This is a genomic window from Pseudomonas sp. QTF5 (genome assembly GCF_000512695.2).
Lineage (GTDB): Bacteria > Pseudomonadota > Gammaproteobacteria > Pseudomonadales > Pseudomonadaceae > Aquipseudomonas.
This window is the reverse complement of record NZ_AZRW02000040.1, coordinates 25,059-51,536: the sequence shown is the minus strand read 5'-3', so window position 1 is coordinate 51,536 and position 26,478 is coordinate 25,059. Positions and strand designations below refer to the sequence as shown.

The window sequence follows — 26,478 nt, the reverse complement described above, 5'->3', positions numbered from 1 at the left end:
GAGTGTCTCCTCAGCAGTCCAGTGGGTTGCGTTTTTCCGGGTTGATACCGAACTTGGCGATGGCTTCAGCCACAACCTTAGGTTCGATGTCACCACGGTCAGCCAAGGCTTCCAGGGCTGCCAACACCACGAAATGACGATCGACTTCGAAGAAGTGACGCAGCTTCTTGCGGCTGTCACTGCGGCCGAAACCATCGGTGCCCAGGACTTTGAATTCCTTGGACGGGACCCACTGACGAATTTGCTCAGCGAACAGCTTCATGTAGTCGGTAGACGCGATGACCGGACCTTTACGGCCGTTCAGGCACTCTTCGACGTAGCTCAGTTTAGGCTTCTGACCAGGGTGCAGACGGTTGGTGCGCTCAATGGCCAGGCCGTCGCGACGCAGTTCGTTGAAGCTGGTAACGCTCCATACGTCAGCACCGACGTTGAACTCTTCACGCAGGATCTTCGCCGCTTCACGGACTTCACGCAGGATGGTGCCGGAGCCCATCAGCTGAACGTGGTGCGCTGCTTCGCGGGTGTCTTCCTCGAGCAGGTACATGCCCTTGATGATGCCTTCCTCGACACCGGCCGGCATGGCAGGTTGCTGGTAGGACTCGTTCATCACGGTGATGTAGTAGAAAACGTCCTGCTGCTCTTCGGTCATCTTCTTCATGCCGTCCTGAATGATCACCGCCAGCTCGTAGCCGTAGGTTGGATCAAAGGTGCGGCAGTTCGGGATGGTGGCAGCCAGGATGTGGCTGTGACCGTCTTCGTGTTGCAGGCCTTCGCCGTTCAGCGTGGTACGGCCGGCGGTGCCGCCGATCAGGAAGCCACGGGTACGGCTGTCGCCAGCGGCCCAGGCCAGGTCGCCGATACGCTGGAAGCCGAACATCGAGTAGAAGATGTAGAACGGCAGCATTGGCTGGTTGTGGCTGGAGTACGAAGTACCGGCAGCGATGAAGGAGCTCATGGCGCCCGCTTCGTTGATGCCTTCTTCGAGGATCTGGCCCTTCTTGTCTTCTTTGTAGAACATCACCTGGTCTTTATCGACTGGCTCGTAGAGCTGGCCGACGGAGGAGTAGATGCCCAACTGACGGAACATGCCTTCCATACCGAAGGTACGGGCTTCGTCCGGGATGATCGGGACGATGCGCGAGCCGATTTCCTTGTCCTTGACCAGTTGCGCGAGGATCCGCACGAACGCCATGGTGGTGGAAATTTCACGGTCGCCCGAGCCGTCCAGGATTGCCTTGAGGGTATCCAGCGGTGGCGTCGGGATGTCGAAGCTTTTGGCACGGCGCTGTGGCACGAAACCGCCCAGTGCAGTGCGGCGCTCGCTCAGGTAGCGGGCTTCTGCGCTGTTTGGTTCTGGCTTGAAGAACGGCAGGTTTTCCAGTTCGTCGTCTTTGACCGGAATGTCGAAACGATCGCGGAACAACTTCAGGCTGTCGACATCGACTTTCTTGGTGTTGTGCGCAGTGTTTTTCGCTTCGCCGGCACCGGTGCCATAACCCTTGATGGTTTTGGCCAGGATGACGGTCGGTTGTTCTTTGTGGTTGACCGCTTCGTGGTACGCCGCGTAGACCTTGTACGGGTCGTGACCACCGCGGTTGAGCTTCCAGATCTCGTCGTCGGACAAGTCTGCAACCATCGCCTTGAGTTCTGGCGAGTTGAAGAAGTGTTCACGCACGAACGCGCCGTCTTTGGCTTTGTAGTTCTGGTACTCGCCGTCGATGACTTCGTCCATGCGGCGTTGCAGGATGCCGTCGACGTCTTTGGCCAGCAGTGGGTCCCAGAAACGGCCCCAGATGACTTTGGTCACGTTCCACTGAGCACCGCGGAATACGCCTTCGAGTTCCTGGATGATCTTGCCGTTGCCGCGAACCGGGCCATCAAGGCGCTGCAGGTTGCAGTTAATGACGAAGATCAGGTTGTCGAGCTTCTCGCGGCCAGCCAGCGAGATGGCACCCAGGGATTCCGGCTCGTCGCACTCGCCGTCGCCCAGGAAACACCAGACTTTTTGCTTGCCTTCCGGGATGAAACCACGGGCTTCCAGGTACTTCATGAAGCGTGCCTGGTAGATCGCCTGGATCGGGCCCAGACCCATGGATACAGTCGGGAACTGCCAGAAGTCAGGCATCAGCCATGGGTGCGGGTAGGACGACAGGCCCTGACCGTCCACTTCCTGGCGGAAGTTGTTCATCTGGTCTTCGGTGATGCGGCCTTCCATGAATGCGCGGGCGTAAACGCCTGGCGAGGTGTGGCCCTGGAAGTAGATCAGGTCGCCGCCGTGCTCGTCGGTCGGGGCCTGGAAGAAGTAGTTGAAGCCGATGTCATACAGGGTCGCACTGGAAGCGAAGCTGGAGATGTGACCACCCAGGTCAGAATCTTTCAGGTTCGTACGCATTACCATGGCCATCGCGTTCCAGCGTACCAACGAGCGAATGCGGCGTTCCATGAACAGGTCGCCAGGCATGCGTGCTTCGTGGGTAACGGGGATCGTGTTGCGGTACGGCGTGGTGATGGCGTAAGGGAGCTGCGAGCCGCTACGGGTCGCGAGTTCACCCATACGGGTCATCAGATAGTGAGCACGGTCTTCGCCTTCTTTGTCGAGAACCGATTCCAGGGCGTCCAACCATTCCTGGGTTTCGACGGGATCGAGGTCTTGCATGGCTTGCTCCAGGGCGGAAAGGCTTCCAGAATCGGTTGCCTGAGTTTGCGACTGGCCTTGTGGGCAGACGATATAAATTCTTGGATTGCCGATAGGTTGTTCCGGCGGCGTGTAGTTTTACTACAAATCATCGGGCATTTCAGCCTTTCGAATGTATAGACGAGTAGTAAAACTACAGATGATTGGCTTGTGGCCTCCGGCTGCGTTGTGAGAATAATCGTTAAGGTTGGTCTTTTTCCAACCAAAAAAGGTGAAGGCTTGATGATTGCTGCCAAAAATAAACAAATTACAGCTATTTCTAACCTTTGTTCGACAGTCAATCACGTAGTGTGTTTTCAAAAATCACTACATGCAGCCTTTCGCACGCCGATCAAGGATAGACCATGAGCCTCCCTTCGCTTGCCGAACTGCCCGGCGTACTCCTGCCGTTTGTCACCCGTGCCGAGCAGTCATTCCGTACGGCTGTCGGGGTTCTTCCCGACGATCATGGCCTGTCTGCCTGGACGCCTGAGCGCTGGGTGCAATTTACCCGTGTCAGCGCTGCCAGCGACTTTGTCATTGAACAGAGCCTGCGTGACCCTTTGATGTTGCTGGAGCTGGTGCAGTCCGGCGAACTGGACCGCGCCTTTGCGCCGGGTGAGTTGTGCGCGCAGATTGCGACGGCAGTGAGCGCCGCCGAAACCGACGACCAACTTGGCCGCGCCCTGCGTCGCCAGCGCGCCCGTCAGCAAGTGCGGATCATCTGGCGCGATCTGACTCGCCAGGCCGATTTGATCCAGACCTGTCGCGACCTCTCGGACATGGCCGATGCCAGCATCGATCAGGCCTATCAGTGGTTGTATCAGCGCCATTGCCAGCAGTTCGGCACGCCCACCGGGCGGCGCAGTGGCGAACCGCAACAGATGGTCATCCTCGGCATGGGCAAGCTCGGTGCCGTGGAGCTGAACCTGTCGTCGGACATCGACCTGATCTTCGCCTACCCCGAGGGCGGTGAAACCGTCGGCGTGAAGCGCTCGCTGGATAATCAGGAGTTTTTCATTCGTCTGGGGCAGCGGCTGATCAAGGCCCTGGACCCGATGACCGTCGACGGTTTCGTGTTCCGCGTCGACATGCGCTTGCGGCCTTACGGTTCGTCCGGCGCCCTGGTGCTGAGCTTCAATGCGCTGGAGCAGTATTACCAGGATCAGGGTCGCGACTGGGAACGCTACGCGATGATCAAGGCGCGCGTGGTGGCCGGCGATCAAGTGGCCGGCGCCCAATTGCTCGACATGCTGCGGCCGTTCGTTTACCGGCGTTACCTGGACTTCTCTGCCATCGAAGCGCTGCGCACCATGAAGCAGCTGATCCAGCAGGAAGTCCGGCGCAAGGGCATGGCCGACAACATCAAACTTGGTTCCGGTGGCATTCGTGAAGTCGAATTTATCGCTCAGGCCTTCCAGCTGATTCACGGCGGTCGCGACCTGAGCCTGCAGCAGCGTCCTCTATTAAAAGTACTGAGCACATTGGAAGGTCAGGGTTACCTGCCGGCGGCGGTGGTCAATGAACTGCGAGAAGCCTACGAATTTCTGCGTTACACCGAACACGCGATCCAGGCGATTGCCGACCGCCAGACCCAGATGCTGCCAGATAGCCCGCAGGATCAGGCGCGCATTGCCTTTATGCTCGGGTTCGCCAACTGGACGGCGTTCCACGAACAGCTGATGTACTGGCGTGGCCGGGTCGCCTGGCACTTTGCTCAGGTGATCGCCGATCCCGATGAAGAGGCCGGCGCCGAGAGCGAAGTGGTGGTCGGCGGCGAATGGTTGCCGCTGTGGGAAGAGGCCCAGGACGAGGAGGCCGCCTGTCGTCAGCTGGAGGAGGGTGGTTTCGCCGATGCCTCCAAAGCGCTGAAAGCCTTGGCCAGTCTGCGCAGCAGTCCGCAATTGCGCGCCATGCAGCGACTGGGACGTGAACGCCTCGATGCTTTTATTCCGCGCTTGCTGGCGCAGGCTGTGGAACACGCCAATCCCGATCTGGTGTTGGAGCGGGTGCTGCCGCTGGTGGAAGCCGTGGCGCGTCGTTCTGCCTATCTGGTGTTGTTGACCGAGAACCCCGGGGCTCTGCGCCGCTTGTTGACGCTGTGCGCCGCGAGCCCGTGGATTGCCGAACAGATCACACGCTTCCCGTTGCTGCTCGACGAATTGCTCAACGAAGGCCGGCTGTTCAAGCCACCGCTGGCGCCGGAGCTGACGGCCGAATTGCGCGAGCGTTTGACGCGGATTCCCGAAGACGACCTCGAACAACAAATGGAAGCCCTGCGGCATTTCAAACTGGCGCACCGCTTGCGCGTCGCCGCCTCGGAAATCGCCGGCAGCCTGCCCTTGATGAAGGTCAGTGATTACCTGACCTGGCTCGCCGAAGCGATCCTCGAACAAGTGCTGGCCCTGGCCTGGCGCCAAACGGTGGCCAAGTACGGCACGCCACTGCGCACCGACGGCAGCTTGTGCGACCCTGGTTTCATCATTGTCGGTTATGGGAAAGTCGGTGGTCTGGAGCTGGGGCATAGTTCGGACCTGGATCTGGTGTTCATCCACGACGGCGATCCGCAGGCGGAAACCGATGGGCCGAAGCCTATCGACGGCGCACAGTTTTTTACCCGACTCGGGCAGCGCATCATTCATTTGCTGACGGCGCAGACCAACTCCGGCCAGCTGTATGAAGTGGACATGCGCCTGCGGCCGTCCGGTGCCTCCGGTTTGTTGGTGAGTTCCCTGGGGGCGTTTGCCCGGTATCAGGAAAACGAAGCCTGGACCTGGGAACATCAGGCGCTGGTACGAGCGCGGGTGCTGGTGGGCAGTCAGGATGTCGGCGAGGCATTCGAGAAAGTTCGCGCGACGGTATTGGGCAAGTCGCGGAGCCTGTCGACCTTGCGCCAGGAGGTCAGCGAGATGCGTGCCAAGATGCGCGATAATCTCGGCAGCAAGAGCACTGCGGCGGGCACTGCGGCAAATGCCTTCGAGGCCACGGCGCCGTTCGATCTCAAGCAGGATGCCGGAGGTATCGTCGATATTGAATTTATGGTGCAATACGCGGCTCTGGCATGGTCGCAAGCGCATCCGTCATTGCTGCGCTATACCGACAATATCCGCATTCTGGAAGGGTTGGAGGAGGTAGGGCTGATGCCCGCCGAAGACGCCAGCCTGTTGCGTGAAGCCTATAAGGCCTACCGCTCCGCCGCTCACCGGGAGGCCTTGCAGAAGGATGCCGGCGTGATACCGGGCGACCAGTTCGTGGATGAACGACGGCAGGTCATGCGGATCTGGCGCGAGCTGGGGTTAAGCTGAGCAGGCAACGAGATTCAAATGTGGGAGCGGGCTTGCTCGCGAAAGCGGAGTGTCAGTCACCATTTATGCTGGATGTGATGGCCTCTTCGCGAGCAAGCCCGCTCCCACAGTGGATCTGCAGTGGCTGGTAGATTGGGACAGCTAAGCTGCACGCATGGATGTGCACAAAATTGATCTGACGAGCCTGCACAGGCTCGTCCAAATGACCTGACGGTTCACCCCGAAGGTGCTGGATTCTCGAGGCGGGGAGGCGTATGCCTCCCCGGCTCGTTTTTGGAAACCACATGAAAATTCTGATCGTTGGGCCCAGTTGGGTCGGTGACATGGTGATGGCGCAGACACTTTTTCAGTGTCTCAAGCAGCGCCACCCGCAGTGCGAAATCGACGTGCTGGCCCCCGAGTGGAGCCGGCCAATCCTCGAGCGCATGCCCGAAGTACGCCAGGCCTTGAGCTTTCCGCTCGGCCACGGCGTGCTGGAGCTGGCGACACGTCGGCGCATCGGTAAATCCCTGGCCGGTCAGTACGACCAGGCCATCCTGCTGCCCAACTCTCTGAAGTCGGCACTGGTACCGTTTTTTGCCGGTATCCCGAAACGCACCGGCTGGCGCGGCGAATTCCGCTACGGCCTGCTCAATGACGTGCGCACGCTCGACAAAGAACGTTACCCGCTGATGATCGAGCGTTTCATGGCTCTAGCCGTTGAGCCCGGCGTCGAGTTGCCGAAGCCGTATCCACGGCCGAGCCTGCAAATCGACCCGTTGACTCGCGACGGCGCACTGGCCAAGTTCGGTCTGGCCCTGGACCGTCCGGTGTTGGCGCTGTGCCCTGGCGCCGAGTTCGGCGAGTCCAAGCGCTGGCCGTCCGAGCACTACGCCAAGGTCGCCGAAGCGAAGATCCGTGAAGGCTGGCAGGTCTGGCTGTTCGGCTCGAAAAACGATCACGCGGTGGGCGAAGACATTCGCGCACGGTTGATTCCGGGTCTGCGTGAAGAATCGGTGAACCTCAGTGGCGGCACTTCTCTGGCCGAGGCCATCGATCTGCTGTCCTGCGCCGACGCGGTGGTCTCCAACGACTCCGGCCTGATGCACGTGGCGGCCGCGCTGAACCGCCCATTGGTGGCGGTGTACGGCTCGACGTCGCCGGGCTTTACGCCACCATTGGCCGAGCACGTCGAAATCGTGCGCCTGGGCATCGAATGCAGTCCGTGCTTCGATCGCACCTGCCGTTTCGGTCATTACAATTGCTTGCGCCAGCTCATGCCAAAAGCGGTGAACGAAGCCTTGCAGCGGTTGCTGGGCACTGTGGTCGAGGTCAAATAGTTTGCGGGTACTGTTGATCAAGACTTCTTCGCTGGGCGACGTGATTCACGCGTTGCCAGCGTTGACCGACGCGGCGCGGGCGATCCCCGGCATCACGTTCGACTGGGTAGTGGAAGAAGGCTTCGCCGAGATTCCGACTTGGCACCCGGCCGTGGGCAAGGTGATTCCGGTGGCGATCCGTCGCTGGCGCAAGAACATCTGGCAGACCATCAAGAGTGGCGAGTGGAAGCGCTTCAAACAAAGCATTCGCGCGACGAAATATGACTTGGTGATCGATGCCCAGGGCCTGCTGAAAAGCGCGTTGCTGACTCGCTACGCCAAAGCCCCGGTGGTCGGGCTGGACAAAAACTCGGCCCGCGAACCGATCGCTTCGCGCTTCTATTCCCGACGTCTGGCCGTGGCCCGCGGGCAGCACGCGGTAGAACGAGTGCGTCAGCTGTTCGCGGTGGCCTTGGGTTATGACCTGCCCAAAGGCCTGGGCGATTACGGCCTGAACGTCGAGCGACTGGTGGAGTTGCCGCGCAAGAATCCGTACGTGGTGTTTCTCCACGGCACCACTTGGGACACCAAGCACTGGCCCGAAGCCTATTGGCGCGAGCTGGCCGAGCGGGTGGGTTACCTCGGCGTGGCGGTGAAGCTGCCGTGGGGTAATCCGGTCGAAAAGGCCCGCGCCGAGCGCATCGCCAAAGACATGCGACACGTCGAAGTGCTACCCAAACTGAACCTGGCGGGTGTCGGTAAAGTTCTGGCCGGGGCGCAAGCCTGCGTGGCGGTGGATACCGGTCTCGGTCACCTGGCCGCGGCGCTGGACGTGCCGACCCTGTCGCTGTTCGGCCCGACCAACCCGGGCCTGACCGGCGCGTACGGCAAGTCGCAGATTCACATGGCCAGCGACTTTCCCTGCGCCCCGTGCCTGCAAAAGAAATGCACCTATCAACCGACGGCCGACGATGTCCGTCGGTTCGACCTGAAACGCGAGTGGCCCCTGTGCTTCACGCGTCTGAATCCCGAGCGTGTCGCGAGCCGACTGAGCACGTTGTTACTGGCTGAGGAGCTGCGCTGATGCAATTGGCATTTGTCCTGTACAAATATTTTCCCTTTGGTGGCTTGCAGCGCGACTTCATGCGCATCGCCCTGGAATGTCAGCAGCGCGGCCATCAGATTCGCGTCTACACGCTGATTTGGGAAGGCGATATTCCGCCGGGTTTCGAAGTGCTGGTAGCGCCAGTCAAAGCGTTCTTCAATCATCGGCGCAACGAAAAACTCACCGAATGGATGGAGGCCGATCTGGTCAAGCGTCCGGTGGATCGCCTGATCGGTTTCAACAAAATGCCGGGCCTGGACGTTTACTACGCCGCCGACGGCTGCTTCGAAGACAAGGCACAAAACCTGCGCAACTCGCTGTACCGTCGTTGGGGCCGCTACCGCCACTTCGCCGAGTACGAGCGCGCGGTGTTCGCCAAGGATGCCAAGACCGAAGTGCTGATGATTTCCGAAGTCCAGCAGCCGCTGTTCATCAAGCATTACGACACGCCGCTTGCGCGCTTCCATTTACTGCCGCCGGGTATCTCTCTGGACCGTCGCGCGCCAGCCGATGCTGCCGAGATTCGTGGCGAGTTTCGTCGCGAATTCAACCTGAAAGATGATGAACTGTTGCTGGTGCAGATCGGCTCCGGGTTCAAGACCAAAGGCGTGGACCGCAGCCTCAAGGCGCTGGCCGCCTTGCCCGCCGAACTGAAAAAGCGCACCCGGCTGTTTGTAATTGGCCAGGACGACCCCAAAGTATTTCAGTTACAGAGCGCCACCTTGGGGCTCGGCGACAACGTGCAGTTCCTCAAGGGCCGCAGCGATATCCCGCGTTTCCTGCTGGGTGCCGATCTGTTGATTCACCCGGCGTACAACGAAAATACCGGGACGGTATTGCTCGAAGCCCTGGTGGCCGGCCTGCCGGTGCTGGTGAGTGCGGTGTGCGGGTACGCCCATTACATCGCCGAGGCCGACGCCGGTCTGGTGCTGGACGAACCCTTCGATCAGGCGCAACTGACGCAGTACCTGACCGGCATGTTGAATGACGCAAATGCACGGGCGGCCTGGAGCCGCAACGGTCTGGCTTTCGCCGAGACGGCCGACCTCTACAGCATGCCGCAGCACGCGGCCGATGTGATTCTGGCGGAGCACGCTTAATGAAGTTGATGCTGGCTGAACCGTTCAAGAGCCTCTGGGCCGGACGCGATCCGTTCGCCGAAGTCGAGGGCCTCAAGGGCGAGGTGTATCGCGAGCTTGAAGCGCGCCGGACACTGCGTACTGAAGTGGACGGTCACGGGTTCTTCGTGAAGATCCACCGGGGCATCGGCTGGGGCGAGATTTTCAAGAACCTGCTGACCGCCAAGCTGCCGGTGCTGGGCGCGGGGCAGGAGTGGAAGGCCATTCAGCGCCTGCAAGAAGTCGGCGTGCCGACCATGACCGCCGTCGCTTACGGCGAAAAAGGCAGCAACCCGGCGGATCAGCATTCGTTCATCGTCACTGAAGAGTTGGCGCCCACCGTCAGCCTCGAAGACTTCAGCATCAATTGGGTCAAGCAGCCGCCCGAGCCAAAACTCAAGCGCGCCTTGATCGCCGAAGTCGCGCGCATGACCGGCATGATGCACCGCGCCGGGGTCAACCATCGCGACTGCTACATCTGCCACTTCCTGCTGCACACCGATAAACCAGTGACAGCCGACGACTTCAAGCTGTCGGTGATCGATCTGCACCGCGCTCAGACCCGTCCGACGATTACCCAACGCTGGCGCAACAAGGACCTGGCGGCGCTGTATTTTTCGGCGCTGGACATCGGCCTGACCCGTCGCGACAAACTGCGCTTCCTCAAGGGTTACTTCCAACAGCCCTTGCGTCAGATTCTGGCTGAGGAAGCGGGGCTGCTGGCATGGCTCGAAGGCAAGGCCAACAAGCTCTACGAGCGTAAGCAGCGATACGGGGACGCGCTCTGATGTCGGGTTGGACACTGGAACCTGCTTACAGCGATCTGGCAGAAGACTTCGGTAGTCTTGATGCGGTGTTCGCGCTCAAGGGCGAGCGACTGACCCGTGATCCACTGTCCGAGGTCATTCGCGTCCAGCGCAACGGCGTCAACTATTACGTCAAGCGCTACGTCGGCGCCGGCAAAGGCTTGCGCCGTTACTTGGGCAAACCGCGGGTGAAAGCCGAGTGGCAGAACCTCAAGCGTTTCGCCAAGTGGGGCATTCCCACCGCCGAAGTAGTGGCCTGGGGGCTGGAGCGGCGCGGCGCAGCATACGATCGTGGGGCGATGATCACTCGCGAGCTGCCCAATACCGAAGACTTGTCGGCTTTGGCGGGTCGGCATGATCCGAAACTGGCGGACCGCGCCTGGGTCGACAACATCAGTCGACAGCTGGCCGGCTATACCCGGATCATGCACGATCACCGCTTTACCCATAACGATTTGAAGTGGCGCAACCTGCTGATTGACGATGAGTCCCGGCTGTTTCTGATCGACTGCCCCAACGGTGATTTCTGGCGCGGCTTCTGGCTCAAGTACCGGATCACTAAAGACCTGGCTTGTCTGGACAAAGTTGCCAAATATCACCTGTCGGCCACCCAGCGCCTGCGCTTCTACCTGCAATACCGCCAATGCACCCGGCTCGATGCCGCCGACAAGAAACGGATTCGGCACGTGGTGAGATTTTTCGAGGGGCGCGAATGACTGATTTTCTGGCTGCTGAAGATCGTGCGCTGCTTGAGCGTCATGGCCTCGGCACCTTCGATGCGCTCTGGGCCAAACAGCTCGAAGCCGTGGACGAACCCAACACCGGTCGGGGTGGTTGGAGCAGTGTCTTTCGGCTGGAACTGGAAGGTCATGGCTATTACCTAAAACGCCAGAGCAACTACCTGACACGCACATTGCATTCGCCCTTTGGCGAGCCGAGTTTTGCCCGTGAGTTTCGCAACATCAGTCGTTATCAGAAGCTGGGGATACCGGCGTTGCAAGCGGCGTTTTTCGGTGAGCGAAAAGTCGACGGTGAAGTCCGGGCGATTCTGCTGACCCGCGCGCTGGACGGTTGGGATGACCTGGATTCGCTGTTGCAGCGCTGGTCCGACCTGAGCGCGGCGCAGCATTCGGCGATTCTGAAAGCCTGTGGGCAACTGGCGCGACGCCTGCACGAGGTGCATCAACTCCACGGTTGCTTTTACCCCAAGCACATTTTTCTCCAGGCCACCGGTGACGGTTATCAGGCTCGGTTGATCGATCTGGAAAAAACCCGCCCGCTGTTTTTTGGTCAACGTGATCGGATCAAGGACCTGGATCCGTTGCTGCGTCGGGCGCGGGAATGGAGTGAAAGTCAGCTGCGCGAGTTGTTGGCGGTTTATCTGGATCAGCCATTGAACAGTTCGCTCGTGGACAGTTGGGTATTGCGCCTGAGTGCGCGGCGTAGTCACAAGGAGACGCGTTGATGCGTTTGTCCGAACTGAAAAATACCGGCCGCAGCCCGAGCCTGCCGCTGAGCATTCCACTGGCCGATGCCGCGGGGCCTGCCGAGTTGCAGCTGCTGAGTCTGCTGCGGGTGTTGCCAGGGCAGCGTTACGTTGGTGCCGGAGTCTGGCGCGGCCGGCCGGTGTTGGCCAAGTTGCTGGTCGCTGGCAAAGCCGCACGGCATTTTCAGCGTGAACTGGACGGCGTGCGTTTGCTCGCCGCTCAGGGGCTGACCACGCCGTTGTTATTGGCTGATGGCCTGAAGGACGGCGAAGGCGGCTGGTTGTTGTTCGATTTCCTTGAGGGTGCCGAGAGCCTGGGGGACACCTGGAAACAGGTCGAGCATTTGCCCGTGTTGGCGGATGAACAATCCGCGGTGCTGGCCGAGGCGTTGGGCGCCATTGGGCAGCTGCATAGCAAAGGCCTGTGGCAGGAGGATCTGCACCTGGACAACCTGCTGCGCCACGGCGGTCAGTTGTATTTGATCGATGGCGCCGGGATCTGTGCCGAGACGGCTGGCAAGCCGCTGTCACAGCAGAAAGTCCTGGAAAACCTCGGGGTGTTTTTCGCTCAGTTGCCCAAATCGCTGGAACCCTTCACCGAAGAGTTGCTGGTCTATTACCTGCTGGGGAATGGTGAGCATGCCTTGCCCATGGAAGCGTTGCAGAAGCAGATCGACAAGGTTCGTCGCTGGCGTTTGAAGGATTTTCTGATCAAGGTCGGCCGCGAATGTACGTTGTTCAGTGTCCAGCGCGGAGCGTTCGGCTTGCGGGCGATTCGTCGCGAGGAAGAGGCGACGATGCTGCCAGTGCTGGAGCAGGCCGATGCTTTGCTCGATCAGGGCCATCTGTACAAGACCGGCGGCGCGGCGAGCGTCGGCAAGGTCGAGGCGGCCGGGCGCACATTGGTGGTCAAACGTTACAACATCAAGGGTTTTGCCCACTGGCTCAAACGTTTCTGGCGCCCGAGTCGTGCCTGGCACTCATGGCGTGAAGGCAATCGCCTGGCGTTCCTGGGCATCGCCACACCCAAGCCATTGGCCTTGCTGGAGAAGCGTTTTCTCTGGCTGCGCAGTCGGGCGTACCTGGTGACCGAATATTTGCCGGGGCCAGACATCATCGAGCGCTTCGCGCCGTACGTGGACAGCGGCGAAGCGCCGCAAGCCGAGTTGCAGGCGTTGGATCACCTGTTCGCCGAGCTGATTCGCGAGCGGATCAGCCATGGCGATTTCAAGGGTCATAACCTGTTCTGGCAGCAGGATCGCTGGGCGCTGATCGATCTGGATTCGATGCGCCAGCATGGTTCGGTCAGCAGCTTTGCCCCGGCGTACGCGAGGGATCGGGCGCGGTTCATGCGCAATTGGCCCGAAAGCAGTGCGCTGTATCGGGTGATCGATCAGCGTTTGCCCAAAAATATCTCTAGCGCTGCCTGAATCTATCGCGGGCAAGCCCACTCCCACAGTGATCGTGCCGCATACAAAACTTGTGCACTCCACTGAACCTGTGGGAGCGGGCTTGCCCGCGATGGCGCCAGATCAGTCTCTCCGATCCAAAAGACCTTCACTGCGAGGATAAGGGCAGGCTCATTCCCGCCATGTTTACGCTATAATCCCGCCCTTTAGCTGTCTCTCGCCCCTTGCGAGGCACATTAATTTTTGAGGCGCGTTGCGCCTGCATGCAGACTAAAGAGGCTAGACCCCTGTGGCATTGACGATTCTTGGCCTGTCCGGCGCCCTTAGCCATGATCCTTCCGCAGCCTTGTATATCGACGGCAAGCTGGTCGCGGCGGCTGAAGAAGAGCGTTTCGTGCGCGATAAACATGCAAAGAACCGCATGCCTTACGAATCGGCGAAGTTCTGCCTCGAGCAGGCTGGCATCAAGCCGTCCGACGTTGATGTGGTGGCGATTCCGTTCGCGCCGATCAGTCTGTTCGGCAAGGCTCGCTGGCACTACGCCAAGCGTTACTGGTACGCCCCGGACCGCGCCCTCGACGCAATCCTGATGGGCAATCGTCGCTACAAGCGCTATCGCAACAAGATTGTCTGGTGCCTCGAGCAGCTGGGCTTCGATCCGAAGAAAATCAAGATCGAGCCGGTCGAGCACCACCTGGCCCACGCCTCCAGTGCCTACCACTGTTCCGGTTTCAAAGAGAAAACCGCGATTCTCGGGATCGACGGCAAGGGCGAGTACGCCACGACCTTCTTCGGTTACGGCGAAAACGGCAAGATCCACAAGATCAAGGAATTCTTCGATCCGGACTCCCTCGGCGGCCTGTACGGCGCGATCACCGAGTTCCTCGGTTTCGAGATGCTCGACGGTGAGTTCAAGGTCATGGGCATGGCGCCGTACGGCGATGCCAGCAAATACGATTTCTCGCGTCTGGCCTCGTTCGAGAACGGCGAGCTGGTGATCAACACCGACTACGCCAACGTCATCGGCCTGCGTCGTTATAAAGAGAAGGGCAAAGGTTTCTACTTCTCGCCGAAGCTGATCGAGTGGCTGGGACCGAAGCGCGAAGGCGACATCGCCGACGAGCCGTACATCCACTACGCCGCAAGCATGCAAGCGCTGTTCGAGAAACTGGCGTTGCAGATGATCGACCACTACCTGGGCGATGTGCTCAAGGAAACCGGCAAGCTGGCCTTCGCCGGTGGCTGTGCGTTGAACGTCAAGTTGAACCAGAAAATCATTGCTCGTGACGACATCAAAGAGCTGTTCGTTCAGCCTGCGTCCGGCGATGCCGGTACCGCGGTTGGCGCTGCAGCTTACGTGTCCCACGCCCGTGGTGTACCGGTCGAGAAGATGGAACACGTCTACCTCGGCCCGTCCTACAGCAACGAAGACGTGATCGCCGCCTGTGCCCGTCACCCGAGTGCGCCAGCTTGGCGAAAACTCGACAACATGCCGGAAAAAATCGCCAAAATCATGGTCGACGGCAACCCGGTAGCCTGGTTCCAGGGCCGTATGGAATTCGGTCCGCGCGCCTTGGGCGGTCGTTCGATCATCGGTTGCCCGAGCGCGACCGGCGTGGCTGACCGGATCAACCACCAGATCAAGTTCCGCGAGCGCTGGAGGCCTTTCTGCCCGTCGATGCTCGACACCGTTGCGCCGCAGATGATCAAGATCGATCACCCGGCGCCGTTCATGACCTTCACCTTCGAAGTGGCTGAAGAGTGGAAAACCCGCGTGCCGGAAGTCGTCCACGAAGACGGCACTTCCCGGGCCCAGGTGCTCAAGCGCGAATACAACCCGCGCTACTACGACATGATGAAAGCGCTGGAAGTACTGACCGGCAACGGCGTGTCACTGAACACTTCGCTCAACCGTCGTGGCGAGCCGATGATCTGCTCGCCGACCGACGCCTTGAACATGTTCTTCGGTTCCGACCTGCAATATCTGATCATGGAAGACATTCTGGTGGTCAAAGAAGGCGCGGACGGATATGCGGTTGACTGACGTGCTGATCAGTGTCGTTATTCCTGCTTATAACTACGCCAAAACCCTGCCGCGTGCGGTGAAATCGGTGCTGGCGCAGTTGAGTGATGCCCAGGCTGAGTTGCTGGTGATCGATGACGGTTCCACTGACGCGACTCCGCAAGTTCTGGAGCAGCTCCTGACTGAACATGCCGGATGCTTTAGGGCTCTGCGCAAACCCAATGGCGGTTTGTCTTCAGTGCGTAATCGCGGGATCGAGGAGGCTCGGGGGCAATACCTGATCTTCCTCGATGCCGATGATGAGATGGCGCCTGGTGCGCTGGCTGCATTGACTCGGCATATCTCCAGCAATCCCGACAGCCGTTTGATCATTGGCGGTCACTGGTCTGTGTTCGACGACGGTCGTCGCGTCCAGCATGCCGTAAAACCCTTGCCAGCCACCCCGCGCCAGCGTGTGCGGGGCTACTTGCTGGACAAGACGGTATCGCTGTCTAACGGCGCCTGCGCAATGCATCGCGAAGTGTTTGCGCCGGGTAACTATCCTGAGCACTTGCGCAACGTTGAAGATATTCCGGTGTTTGCTCAGGTGCTGGCGCGTTTCCCGTGCACTGTGCTCGATCAGCCGCTGGCGTTGATCTACAAGCATGGCGATAGCATGCGCCATGATCTCAAGCAAAGCCTGGCGGCGGGTGTGGGGATGGTTGACGAGGTATTTTCCTCGGTGCGCATGCCTCAAGAACTGCAGGACCTGCGCCAGGCTTTCCTGGCTCAGCGCTGCCTTTCGTTGTTCCGCGATTGCTTCAGTGCTGGCGATTATGTCAACGCCAAGGCTTTTTACTCCCGCGCCGTGCGCGCCGATCTGCGCTCGCTCACGCGCTGGTCCTACACCCGCAAGGCCATCCGGTTGTTGTTCAAGTGAGCACGCCGCCGTCTGACACAAGTGTGTTCCAGGCGCAGGGATGCTGGGCACAAAAAGCGCGTGAGCTGGACCGTTATCGCTGGAAGCTGCTGCGCGAGCGTCATGGTCGCTGTGGCAGCTTTTTGCGCCTGGTTCGTGATGTGCTGGTGGACGTGGCGGTCGGGATACGCGCCAAGGCGTGCCTGAGTGATTCGGTCGTCGCTGCACCCTGTGAGGTGCTGTTGCTGCATTCGGCACCCAAGTCCATGGCGTTGCAGCGCAAGAATATTCTGATCGAGGGCCTGCGCAAGCGCGGACGGCATCTGACAGAGGCAGCGTTACGTTCGCCGTCGGACGCCTGCGCCCAGCGCATGCTCCTGGCGCCGCCGCAGTCTGTACCGCTGCGTTATCTGGTGTACGCCGCCCATGCCCAGTGGCTGGTGATGACGTATTCACCCAAGGTGTTGATCAACGAACGCAACGGCAGTCTTCATGCACCGTTCCTGCGCTTGGCATTGGCTGCGCGTGGTGCCCGACTGCTGCAACTGGCACATGCCACGACGCTGGAGTCTTCACGGCGACTGGGGATGAACGACTACGACTATTACGGCGTCTTTGGCCATAGTTCGCTGGTTGCCTTGCAAGAAAGAACCTTGCGGTTCGGTGATTCGACGGTGGTGCTGATCGGTTCTTATCTCGCCGATGAAACCTATGATCTGCCAGTTGCCGATCCCGCTCTGCGGACGTTGTTGATTCTGGGGGTTGGCCCTGATCGGGAAAAAGAACCGGGCTACCAGCGCACCTATCAGTTACTGCGCAACTGGGCCGAGCAGCATCCGCACTATCGCGTGCTGTTCAAGCGTCATCCGCGCAGCAAGGCGCAATTCTGGAGCGATGCCGCTGCGCAGTTAGCCAGCATCGACTTGCTGGATAGCACGTGTTCACTGGCGGACGCTCTGGCGCAGGCCAGCGTTGTCGTCAATATCATGTCCAATGCCGGTATCGAGGCAGGGCTGGCGGGTCGGCCGGTGATCCATGTGAATGCGGGCAGCGATGTGGATATCTTCTCTCACTCGCTGTTTTTTGGGCCTCAAGTGCGCGATGAGCATGAGTTTTCCCGCCAGTTGCAAGCGCTTGAGCAGGATTATCCGGGGCATGTGGCCCAAGCCCGGCGTTTTGCCGATTACCACCTGGTATACGGTTCTCAGGGTTTGGCAAAGACCATTCAGCTGGTTGATAACTTGCTGCGAGGCGCAGACCCTGCGCGTGACTTCGAGACCTTCAAGTTGTCTGCCGCCGGCTGACACTGGCGGCTTAAGGGCTTAAGGGCTTAAGGGTTGAGCGCCAGGCTCAGTTCCCGTCTATTGCACACGCGTTGGTCGTTCAGATAATGCTCAAGGAACTGGTTGTCCTTGAGCAGCCACTCGCGATCCTGGCGATAGCGCAACATATGTTTGAAATTGCGCAGGCGCAGGCCTTTGCGCAGTGGCTTGCGATAGGCGCGTAGGTCGGCGATGTCGATCAGCCCCAACGTGTTTTCAGGCGTCAATACCACATTGCCCAGGTGCGCGGAGCGAAAGTAGATGCCGTTCTCATGCAGGCGTGCAATGAACTCACCCAGTTGTGCCCGAAGAGATTCGTTATTGTCGGTGCCCAGCAACTGACGCAGGGTGCGACCGGGCAGGGGATCGTAATGTACGGCATCGCGCTCGATGCTGGGGATGCGATAAATCTGGCGAACCGTTGGGCATTCGATATTGCGTTCGCGCAGTGCACGGCAGTTGTCGGCGAATCGACGGGCGTAAGGCGCCCAAAGCGCGGAGGTCAGCAGGCGTTTACGGCGAAACAGCTTGAGCATCGAGCCATCGGCCAGGCACAAAACTTTATCCCCTTTACCATCGGCCTCGAGAACGTCGGCGCCCTCGCGCATGTTGAGATAAGCGGTATGGTCGAGCGTTTGCATCAAGGCTCCAAGGCTTGGCCTGATGGGATGGGCAGCCGGCTATGTTACCGCAGTGCGCATGCTGCAAAAAACCGCTGTGGTACAATCGCCTCGCTTTTAAGAGGCAGTTGCCCGCTCGCCGGGTTGCCTGGCGCAATACCACCGAGTGCTGGCTTCTGATTCTTGGCTTTATACTTCCAAACGCGGACGGGCGAATAACAGGGTGTTGATGTCTGCGGACGTGTCGCACGTGGTTATATTGCGCTTTGGCGGGTGGATGCGGCCTATTTTTTGGACACCCTATGACGACGATGCTGTTCATTTCCTTGGCCAAACATCAAGGCCTCTATTTCAATCGGTTACTCAATGAGACCGAGTTGCAAGGTAAAGTCGTTACTCCACCACAGATGCCCTGGCCAAGGTTGCTGCAGACTTGCAGAGTGCTTTCGCGAATCGACTGGCCGAGCCTGATCGAAGAAAAATGCGAGGAGCGGCGCGTCAAGAACAAAAACGATGGTCGCTTGTATCGTCTGTTGTTACGTCTTGAGCTGATTTGGATGGCACTGCGTGCCCTGGCCCTGCTTGATCGCGAGCGCCCCGATGCGCTGGTGTTCTGGAATGGTTCCCATCGATACTGCCGATTGCTGACGGCTTTGGCGCCGCCGGGTTGTAAGACTTTCTTCTTCGAGAACGGTCTGTTGCCCGATACCACAACCGTTGATCCGCAGGGCGTGAACTACCTGAACGCCGTTCCACGCGAAGCCGGTTTTTACCTCGACTATCCTTATCCCGTGCCTGAAAGTCAGGCAGTGCCTGTGCTGATTCCACGCCAGCCTCGTACCAGTGGCCCGGCACCGATCGTGCTGCCGGAGCAGTTCGTCTTTATTCCGTTCCAGGATGACCGCGATACTCAGGTTCGGCTGTTTTCTCCCTGGGTCAAGAACATGCGCGAGATGTTTGCCTTGGGCGAGCGTCTGGCCAATGAGACGGGTCTGACGGTGGTGTTCAAGGAACATCCATCCAGTCGCGAAACGTATCCCGAGTTGCATGAGCGTACTCACGAACGTCTGCTGTTCGCCAATGGCAACGCCACTCAGCAGTTGATTGAGTCCAGTCAGTTTGTGGTCACGCTGAACTCGACGGTTGGCCTGGAAAGCCTCCTCTTGGGTAAGCCCGTACTCACCTTGGGCCAGGCGTTTTTCAATATCGAGGGGCTGGTAATGCATGCCGATAACGCCGAGCAGGTGGTGGAACTGGCGCGCGCATTCCCGCAATGGCCACTCAATGAGCGGTTGAGGCGTAACTTTCTCCATTACCTCTCTGAACACTACTGTATCAAGGGTGGCTGGAAGAACGCCGACAAGGCCCAGTTGCAGCGGGTCGCCAATCGAATGTTGGGTAAAGCCGAATGCTGACAGGAATGAAGAAAGTTATCGCTAAGGATGTCCTGGAAGTGTGGGCGTCTATCGGTCTTCTTGTGCTGCTGTGTGGGGCGTGGGTACTGCCGGACAACAAGCTTTATCACCAAATGATGATTTTCCTGCTATGGCTGCCTGCTTTGTTGGCGCTGTTCCATAGGGATTTTCGCGTGATGCTCAAGCAGCCGGAGTGCATCCTCTTTGCTATCTTCGCGGCCTGGACGTTATTGGTGCTGACGGTTGAGGGCGGCAATAACATCTTCGGCAAAAGCAAGGTGACGCTCTATGTGGCCCTTACCTTGTCAGGCGTGCTACTGGCTGCGCAGAACCGCAAGTGGCGGTTCGAGTCCATGTTGTTGTATGCATCGATTATGGGCGGTTTTTTTGCTGCGGCTTCCTGGGTCTACTTTTATGACGTGTCCGCTCAACCTTTCAGCGGCAGGCTGATTGCTATTGGCTTGTGGGACACTGCGATCATGGCCGCGCATGCGGTGGGGGCCTTGCTGATTCTTGGCGTCTTCACGTTGCAGACCAGGCGCTTCAATCCCTGGATGATGGTGTTGCTGCTGATTCCGGCGTTGGGATATGCGCTATTCCTGGGCTTCAGCCAAACCCGCGGTGTGTGGATCGGCTTGCTGGCCTGTCTGTTCGTGATGGGAGTGGCACGACCGTCGCGCCTGGGGGGCGGGCTGATCATTCTGGTGCTCCTGGGGTTGGCGTCCGTTGTTGTATTCAAGCCGGAAATCCTCTTGCAGCGTGGCGTTTCTTTCCGTCCCGAGCTATGGAACGGCGGCGTTCAATTGATGCTGGATCATTGGGGGATGGGATTGGGATTCCATCAGTACCTGATTCCTGTTCCTGAAATCGGACAGTCATTCAAACATCCCCATAACCTGTTCCTGGATATCGGTGTGCGTCTGGGGGTACCTGGCCTGCTGCTGTTCGGCTGGCTGTGGCTGACGGCCGGCTGGCGTGGCTGGATTTCGCGCGCGCAGCCATTGGGGCAGGTGTTGCTCGCACTCTGGGTGTTTTCCGGGGCGTCATTGATGACCGATGGCATTGGTCTCTGGCTCAAGCCCAATGCGGACTGGTTGATCACCTGGTTACCGATTGCCTTGAGTATCGTGTTGGCCGCTCGTGGGAGCAATGAAACCAAAGGTTCCGTCTGGAGTGCTTCAGCCCCTGATGCTCCTGGCCCGGAAGCGAAGTGCTAACGTTTCGGCACCTCATCCTGGCTGAGCCGATGTTGTAATTCGTTCGCTGTTACAATCCACAGCTTGTCTGTCTTTTCAAACGTACGAGGCGCGCCGAATGGCCAATTCCGACCAGCAATCAAGCATGAAGATTTACCTGCGGTTGCTGAAATACGTGCTCCCGTACTGGGGCGCTTTCGCCGTCAGTATTGTCGGTTTCGTGCTATTTGCATCTAGCCAGCCGATGCTGGCGGACATGCTCAAGCATTTTCTCGACGCCTTGCAAAAACCCAATGACACCAAATTTATGGGTGTCTCGCTGGTACTCGGCGTACCGTTGTTGATTGTGCTGATTGCCGTCTACCAGGGTATCGGCTCATTTCTGGGCAACTATTACCTGGCCAAGGTAGCCCGTGGCGTAGTCCACGACCTGCGTTGTGCCTTGTTCGATAATCTGTTGACCCTGCCTAATCGTTACTTCGACAACCATAACTCCGGTCACCTGATTTCCCGTATTACCTATAACGTGACCATGGTCACCGGTGCCGCCACCGATGCGATCAAGGTGGTGATCCGCGAAGGCCTGACGGTGGTGTTCCTGTTCGGTTACCTGCTGTATAGCAACTGGAAAATGACCCTGGTATTGCTGGCGATCCTGCCGGTCATCGCAATTCTGGTGAGTAGCGCCAGCAAGAAATTTCGCAAGCAAAGCAAGAAAATCCAGGTGGCGATGGGCGATGTGACCCATGTGGCTTCGGAGACGATCCAGGGCTATCGCGTGGTTCGCAGCTTTGGCGGTGAGACCTACGAAATCGATCGGTTCCACAAGGCCAGCGCCGACAACATGAACCGCAGCCTGGGCATGACCCGAACCCAGTCGATCTACACCCCGATGCTGCAACTGGTGATTTACGTCGGCATGGCTGTGTTGATGTATCTGGTGCTTTACCTTCGCGGCGATGCCTCTGCTGGCGAACTGGTTGCCTACATCACCGCCGCTGGTTTGTTACCCAAGCCGATTCGTCAGTTGTCGGAAGTCAGCGCCACGATCCAGAAAGGGCTGGCCGGTGCGGAGAGCATCTTCGAGCAGCTCGACGAAGTTCCGGAAGTCGATACTGGCACCAAGGAGATGGTGCGCGTCAGCGGTCGCCTGGAAGTGCGTAACCTGAGCTTCCAGTACCCGGGCACCGAGAAAATCGTGCTCAATGATATTTCCTTTACCGCCGAAGAGGGCCAGATGGTGGCTCTGGTGGGGCGTTCAGGCAGCGGCAAGTCGACCTTGGCCAACCTGATTCCGCGTTTCTATCACCACGACAAAGGCCAGATCCTGCTCGACGGTCTGGATGTCGAAGAGTACAAGCTGACCAACCTGCGTCGTCACATTGCCCTGGTGACCCAACAGGTCACCCTGTTCAACGACAGCGTCTCGAACAACATCGCCTATGGCGATCTCGCCGGCGCACCGTTCGAAGACGTGCGCAAGGCTGCCGAAGATGCCTACGCCGCCGAGTTCATCGAGCAAATGCCTCAAGGCTACGACACCCTGGTGGGCGAAAATGGCGTGCTGCTTTCCGGCGGTCAGCGCCAGCGTCTGGCGATTGCCCGGGCACTGCTCAAGAATGCGCCATTGCTGATCCTCGATGAGGCCACCTCGGCCCTCGACACCGAATCCGAGCGCCACATTCAAGGGGCTCTGGAACAAGTCATGAAGGGCCGTACCACGCTGGTGATCGCTCACCGCTTGTCGACCATCGAGAAGGCTGACCTGATCCTGTTGATGGACCAGGGCCGCATCGTCGAACGCGGCACCCACGCCGAGTTGTTGGCGTTGAACGGTCTCTACGCACGCCTGCACGAGAAGGACTTCGTCGAGAGCACCGACGAGGCGATGACGGAGTCCCACGTTTGATTTTGAGTTACTGGCGAACCTGGCGAGAAAGCGGTTGGACTCCCATTGATGCCACGGCTTACGCCCAGGCCTGGCAACAGTTTGGTGGCAGCGTGGCGACTCACCCCGAAGTGGTTGAGCGTCTGGCAGGGCTGGTAGGCATCCCGGTGCGTTATCTGGGCTGGTTCGTTGACGGTGAATTGTGCGCCGCGATGCCGACCTGGGGCCGTCATGTGGCCTTGTCCAAGGAAGTGCTCAAGCGTGAAGGCAAACGTGGCCTGCTCGATCTCGGCAATGCCGAGATCATCCTGCCGGTTGCCGAAGACGTCCAGGTACGTGTGCGGCATCGCGCGCGTTATGTGTCCGAACTCAATGCCCCAAACATCACCGGTCTCGCTGAGCAACCTGAAGGCCTGGCGCTGGCTCGTGAGCCCGAGGACTACAGCAAGAAGTTTCGCTACAACCAGCGTCGTGACCAGCGTTTGCTTGAAGAGGCGGGTGGCATCATCCGACCGATGCTGGAGCTGAGCGCCAGCGAACAGGCGACCATCTATGCCGACCTGTTCCAGCGCCGCTGGAACTTTGAAGCACCGGGCAAGGCGGGTCTTTCTGAAGTGTTCAGCCTGTTGCGTGAGTTCATGACCGGGTCCTTGATCTACCTGAACGACGAACCGGTGGCGATCCAGATTCTGTACCGGGTCGAGGCGCCCAAGTGGGTCAGCCTGGAATACATTAACGGCGGTGTCGACCCGCAAAACCGCGAGTTCAGCCCCGGCAGTGTACTCAGTTTCGTCAACACCCAAGCCGCATGGGAGCAGGCCCGCGCCGTGGGTAAGCCGCTGCGTTACTCGTTCGGTCGCGCCGATCGCGAATACAAGGATCGCTGGTGTCACCGGGTTCCGGTCTATCAGGTTTGAGCGAGGACAGGCAGTCATGAGCGCACGCAAGCAACAATTGCTGAAACGCCATCGCCAACGCAAACGTGTGGTGCTGATCGGTGCGTTGTTGGCTGCATTATTATTTGGCATTTTTGTCGCATGGTGGCCGTTGCCGCTGTTCCTGCTGTTGGGCTGGATCGCCCATGAAGCCTGGTTCGCCGACCATCTGTTCTATGCCCCGGGCGACGATTATCGCTATGACTTCCCGGCGGGTACGCCGCAGTTCCCCGCCACCCTGGTCAATGGTGTCTTGCAGGTGGCGGGCGACTTTGGCGTGGCGCAAACCCTGGTTTTGCAGGTGCGAGTCAAGAGCCACTGGCTGGGTCGTTTTTTTGATCCCCAGGTATGGATCGGTGACGACCGTCAGGATCTGGAGCGCGGTGTTGCGGGAGAGCGTTTTCTCAATCTGTCCGGGCAAGGTTCGGCGCTGGCTGCCGGGACCCTGACATTACGTGGACGCTTTTGCAGCCTGGTGCCACAGGCAATTTTGCACGCCCTGAGTCATCCGGATTTTGGCCAGCAGCGTCTGCTGATCATCGCCCCCCATGCCGATGATGCCGAGCTGGCGGCTTTCGGTCTCTATAGCCGGGCGTCCGAGGTGGCTATCGTCACACTGACCCAAGGCGAGATCGAGGCCGAAAACTACCGCGATCTGGGCCTCGACGCCGCTCAGGCCGCCCGACTCAAGGGGCGTCTGCGCAGTTGGGACAGTCTGGCAGTGCCGCTGTGGGGCGGGGTGCCACAACAACAGTGTGTGCAATTGGGTTACTACTGCTTGCAACTGAATGCGATGGCGCAGCAGCCGGAGCAAAGCTTCGGTTCCCGGGAGTCGGGGGAGAGCGATATACGCGACGTGCGTCGGCACAATGCCCTGAGCCTGCCGGGTGATGTCGATGGTCAGCCCCATTGGCGCAACCTGGTGGCTGATCTGGCGCGTCTGCTTGAGCATCACCGGCCCGACGCGGTGCTGACACCCCATCCCGAACTGGATCCCCATAGCGATCATGTCGCCAGCACTCGCGCCTTGATGGAGGCGATTGAGCTTAGTACCTGGCGCCCGCGTACCCTGCTGCTCTATGCCAATCACCTGCACGACAACGACCGCTGGCCGATGGGCCCGGCGGGTTATGGCATTGCCCTGCCGCCGACCATCGAGCCGTTGCCGGCCGATGGGCTATGGAGCCCGTTGCTGGATGTACCAACCCGCATGGACAAAGCCATGGCCTTGGGCATGCAGCACGACTTGCAGGGCCGTCCACCGCTCAAAAGACGTCTGCGCCGGGTGATTCAGCGGTTGTTGGCCGGGCGTCGCTGGCCCCGCACCGGTGAAGACGAGTTTTTCCGCAAAGCGGTGCGCCGACACGAACTTTTCTGGGTGCGTCCGCTGGATGGCCCTCCACTGGATGATCGCCGCTGAGCCTCTTTGCTCGCGTGCGGCCGTACTCTTTCGCTATGTTATTATCCGCGACGCTTTTATTGCCCCTGGAGTTTCCATGAAGTTATCCATGCCACGATTCGATCAGGCCCCTGTCCTGGTGGTCGGTGATGTCATGCTCGACCGTTACTGGCATGGTGGTACCTCACGGATTTCCCCTGAGGCACCGGTACCGGTAGTCAAAGTCGAGCAAATCGAGGACCGCCCGGGCGGTGCCGCCAACGTTGCCCTGAACATTGCCGCGCTCGGTGCGCCGGCCTCGCTGGTCGGCGTGACTGGCGACGACGAGGCTGCCGACAGTCTGGTCAATAGCCTCAAGGGCGCTGGCGTACGGGCATTGTTCCAGCGCATCGCGCATCAGCCGACCATCGTCAAGCTGCGGGTGATGAGCCGCCACCAGCAATTGCTGCGTATCGACTTCGAAGAACCTTTCTCTACCGACGCGCTGGCGCTGGGCGAGCAAGTCGACGAATTGCTCGAAGGCATCAAGGTGCTGGTGCTGTCCGACTACGGCAAAGGCGCGCTGAAAAACCATCAGGTGCTGATCCAGGCCGCCCGTGCCCGTGGCATTCCGGTGCTGGCCGATCCCAAGGGCAAAGATTTCTCGATTTACCGCGGCGCGAGCCTGATCACCCCGAACCTCAGCGAGTTCGAAACCATTGTCGGTGGTTGCGCCGACGAACACGAACTGGTGAGCAAAGGCGCGCAGCTGATGCACGACCTGGATCTCGGCGCCTTGCTGGTGACCCGTGGCGAACACGGCATGACCTTGCTGCGCCCGGATCATCCGGCGTTGCACCTGCCGGCCCGTGCCCGTGAAGTGTTCGACGTGACCGGCGCCGGTGACACCGTGATTTCTACCCTGGCGGCGGCGATCGCCGCTGGCGAAGAACTGCCCCACGCGGTGGCCCTGGCCAATCTGGCGGCGGGCATCGTGGTCGGCAAGCTCGGTACGGCGGCTATCAGCGCGCCGGAACTGCGTCGTGCAATTCAGCGTGAAGAAGGTTCCGAGCGTGGTGTGTTGGGGCTGGAGCAGCTGCTGCTGGCAGTCGACGATGCACGCGCGCACAACGAGAAGATTGTGTTCACCAATGGCTGCTTCGACATCCTGCACGCCGGCCACGTGACCTATCTCGAACAGGCGCGTGCCCAAGGCGATCGCCTGATCGTGGCGGTCAACGACGATGCGTCGGTGAGCCGCTTGAAAGGGCCGGGTCGGCCGATCAACAGCGTCGACCGTCGCATGGCGGTACTGGCAGGTTTAGGCGCCGTGGACTGGGTAATCAGCTTCGCAGAAGGTACCCCGGAAAACCTTCTGCGCGAGGTCAAGCCAGATGTGTTGGTCAAGGGAGGCGATTACGGGATCGATCAAGTGGTCGGCGCAGACATCGTCACAGCTTACGGCGGGACCGTGAAAGTGCTGGGGCTGGTGGAAAACAGCTCGACCACGGCGATTGTCGAGAAGATCCGCAATCACTGAAACGGCGCGGTCACTGTGGCGAGGGAGCTTGCTCCCGCTGGGTCGCGAAGCGGCCCCAAAGC

Annotated in this window: 19 protein-coding genes; 17 read left to right on the top strand and 2 right to left on the bottom strand. The window is 59.6% G+C overall.

The window, feature by feature from the left end; all coding sequences use genetic code 11:
- Positions 1–10: 10 nt before the first annotated feature.
- The gene (aceE, locus tag IC37_RS23910) at positions 11–2,656 is read right to left on the bottom strand and encodes a pyruvate dehydrogenase (acetyl-transferring), homodimeric type (RefSeq protein ID WP_030130440.1); all 2,646 of its coding nucleotides are present in this window, start codon (positions 2,654–2,656) and stop codon (positions 11–13) included.
- A 383-nt stretch (positions 2,657–3,039) separates the two neighbouring features.
- Between aceE and glnE the strand changes: the two genes are divergently transcribed.
- From glnE to IC37_RS23855, 11 genes are all read left to right on the top strand, one after another.
- On the top strand, positions 3,040–5,979 hold the full coding sequence (gene glnE, locus IC37_RS23905) for a bifunctional [glutamate--ammonia ligase]-adenylyl-L-tyrosine phosphorylase/[glutamate--ammonia-ligase] adenylyltransferase (protein ID WP_030130441.1): 2,940 nt from the start codon (positions 3,040–3,042) through the stop codon (positions 5,977–5,979).
- A 284-nt stretch (positions 5,980–6,263) separates the two neighbouring features.
- Positions 6,264–7,298: a lipopolysaccharide heptosyltransferase II gene (waaF, locus tag IC37_RS23900; protein ID WP_030130442.1), complete on the top strand. Its 1,035-nt coding sequence runs from the start codon at positions 6,264–6,266 to the stop codon at positions 7,296–7,298.
- Between the two features lies 1 nt (position 7,299).
- A complete protein-coding gene (gene waaC, locus IC37_RS23895; RefSeq protein ID WP_030130443.1) occupies positions 7,300–8,361 on the top strand; it encodes a lipopolysaccharide heptosyltransferase I in 1,062 nt (353 codons plus the stop codon).
- On the top strand, positions 8,361–9,482 hold the full coding sequence (locus tag IC37_RS23890) for a glycosyltransferase family 4 protein (protein WP_030130444.1): 1,122 nt from the start codon (positions 8,361–8,363) through the stop codon (positions 9,480–9,482). Before waaC ends, IC37_RS23890 begins: the two co-directional genes overlap by 1 nt.
- Positions 9,482–10,288 (top strand): lipopolysaccharide core heptose(I) kinase RfaP, encoded by an 807-nt coding sequence (rfaP, locus tag IC37_RS23885; RefSeq protein WP_030130445.1) that lies wholly within the window; start codon positions 9,482–9,484, stop codon positions 10,286–10,288. Before IC37_RS23890 ends, rfaP begins: the two co-directional genes overlap by 1 nt.
- Complete coding sequence (locus tag IC37_RS23880; protein ID WP_030130446.1) at positions 10,288–11,022, top strand: lipopolysaccharide kinase InaA family protein; 735 nt, start codon at positions 10,288–10,290, stop codon at positions 11,020–11,022. Before rfaP ends, IC37_RS23880 begins: the two co-directional genes overlap by 1 nt.
- Positions 11,019–11,771 carry a lipopolysaccharide kinase InaA family protein gene (locus tag IC37_RS23875; protein WP_030130447.1) on the top strand — a complete coding sequence of 251 codons (753 nt, stop codon included), beginning with the start codon at positions 11,019–11,021 and terminating at the stop codon, positions 11,769–11,771. The genes IC37_RS23880 and IC37_RS23875 overlap by 4 nt, the downstream gene beginning before the upstream one ends.
- Positions 11,771–13,222 (top strand): lipopolysaccharide kinase InaA family protein, encoded by a 1,452-nt coding sequence (locus IC37_RS23870; protein WP_030130448.1) that lies wholly within the window; start codon positions 11,771–11,773, stop codon positions 13,220–13,222. The genes IC37_RS23875 and IC37_RS23870 overlap by 1 nt, the downstream gene beginning before the upstream one ends.
- Positions 13,223–13,490: 268 nt before the next feature.
- The gene (locus tag IC37_RS23865) at positions 13,491–15,245 is read left to right on the top strand and encodes a carbamoyltransferase (RefSeq protein ID WP_030130449.1); all 1,755 of its coding nucleotides are present in this window, start codon (positions 13,491–13,493) and stop codon (positions 15,243–15,245) included.
- On the top strand, positions 15,232–16,143 hold the full coding sequence (locus tag IC37_RS23860; RefSeq protein WP_030130476.1) for a glycosyltransferase family 2 protein: 912 nt from the start codon (positions 15,232–15,234) through the stop codon (positions 16,141–16,143). The genes IC37_RS23865 and IC37_RS23860 overlap by 14 nt, the downstream gene beginning before the upstream one ends.
- Positions 16,140–17,426: a capsule biosynthesis protein gene (locus IC37_RS23855; RefSeq protein ID WP_051414830.1), complete on the top strand. Its 1,287-nt coding sequence runs from the start codon at positions 16,140–16,142 to the stop codon at positions 17,424–17,426. Before IC37_RS23860 ends, IC37_RS23855 begins: the two co-directional genes overlap by 4 nt.
- Positions 17,427–17,452: 26 nt before the next feature.
- On the opposite strand, the gene IC37_RS23850 is transcribed toward IC37_RS23855, so the two are convergent.
- Complete coding sequence (locus IC37_RS23850; protein WP_030130451.1) at positions 17,453–18,085, bottom strand: toluene tolerance protein; 633 nt, start codon at positions 18,083–18,085, stop codon at positions 17,453–17,455.
- Positions 18,086–18,366: 281 nt separating this feature from the next.
- Between IC37_RS23850 and IC37_RS23845 the strand changes: the two genes are divergently transcribed.
- The 6 genes from IC37_RS23845 to hldE all read left to right on the top strand — a co-directional run bounded on the left by IC37_RS23845 (position 18,367) and on the right by hldE (position 26,416).
- Positions 18,367–19,479 (top strand): capsular biosynthesis protein, encoded by a 1,113-nt coding sequence (locus IC37_RS23845; RefSeq protein ID WP_030130452.1) that lies wholly within the window; start codon positions 18,367–18,369, stop codon positions 19,477–19,479.
- Between the two features lie 5 nt (positions 19,480–19,484).
- Positions 19,485–20,696: an O-antigen ligase gene (locus tag IC37_RS23840; RefSeq protein WP_051414831.1), complete on the top strand. Its 1,212-nt coding sequence runs from the start codon at positions 19,485–19,487 to the stop codon at positions 20,694–20,696.
- A 97-nt stretch (positions 20,697–20,793) separates the two neighbouring features.
- Positions 20,794–22,584: a lipid A export permease/ATP-binding protein MsbA gene (msbA, locus tag IC37_RS23835; protein ID WP_030130454.1), complete on the top strand. Its 1,791-nt coding sequence runs from the start codon at positions 20,794–20,796 to the stop codon at positions 22,582–22,584.
- Positions 22,584–23,480 (top strand): GNAT family N-acetyltransferase, encoded by an 897-nt coding sequence (locus tag IC37_RS23830; RefSeq protein ID WP_030130455.1) that lies wholly within the window; start codon positions 22,584–22,586, stop codon positions 23,478–23,480. Before msbA ends, IC37_RS23830 begins: the two co-directional genes overlap by 1 nt.
- Before the next feature lie 16 nt (positions 23,481–23,496).
- A complete protein-coding gene (locus IC37_RS23825) occupies positions 23,497–24,918 on the top strand; it encodes a PIG-L deacetylase family protein (protein WP_030130456.1) in 1,422 nt (473 codons plus the stop codon).
- 76 nt (positions 24,919–24,994) lie between these two features.
- A complete protein-coding gene (gene hldE / locus IC37_RS23820) occupies positions 24,995–26,416 on the top strand; it encodes a bifunctional D-glycero-beta-D-manno-heptose-7-phosphate kinase/D-glycero-beta-D-manno-heptose 1-phosphate adenylyltransferase HldE (RefSeq protein WP_030130457.1) in 1,422 nt (473 codons plus the stop codon).
- Positions 26,417–26,478 lie beyond the last annotated feature (62 nt).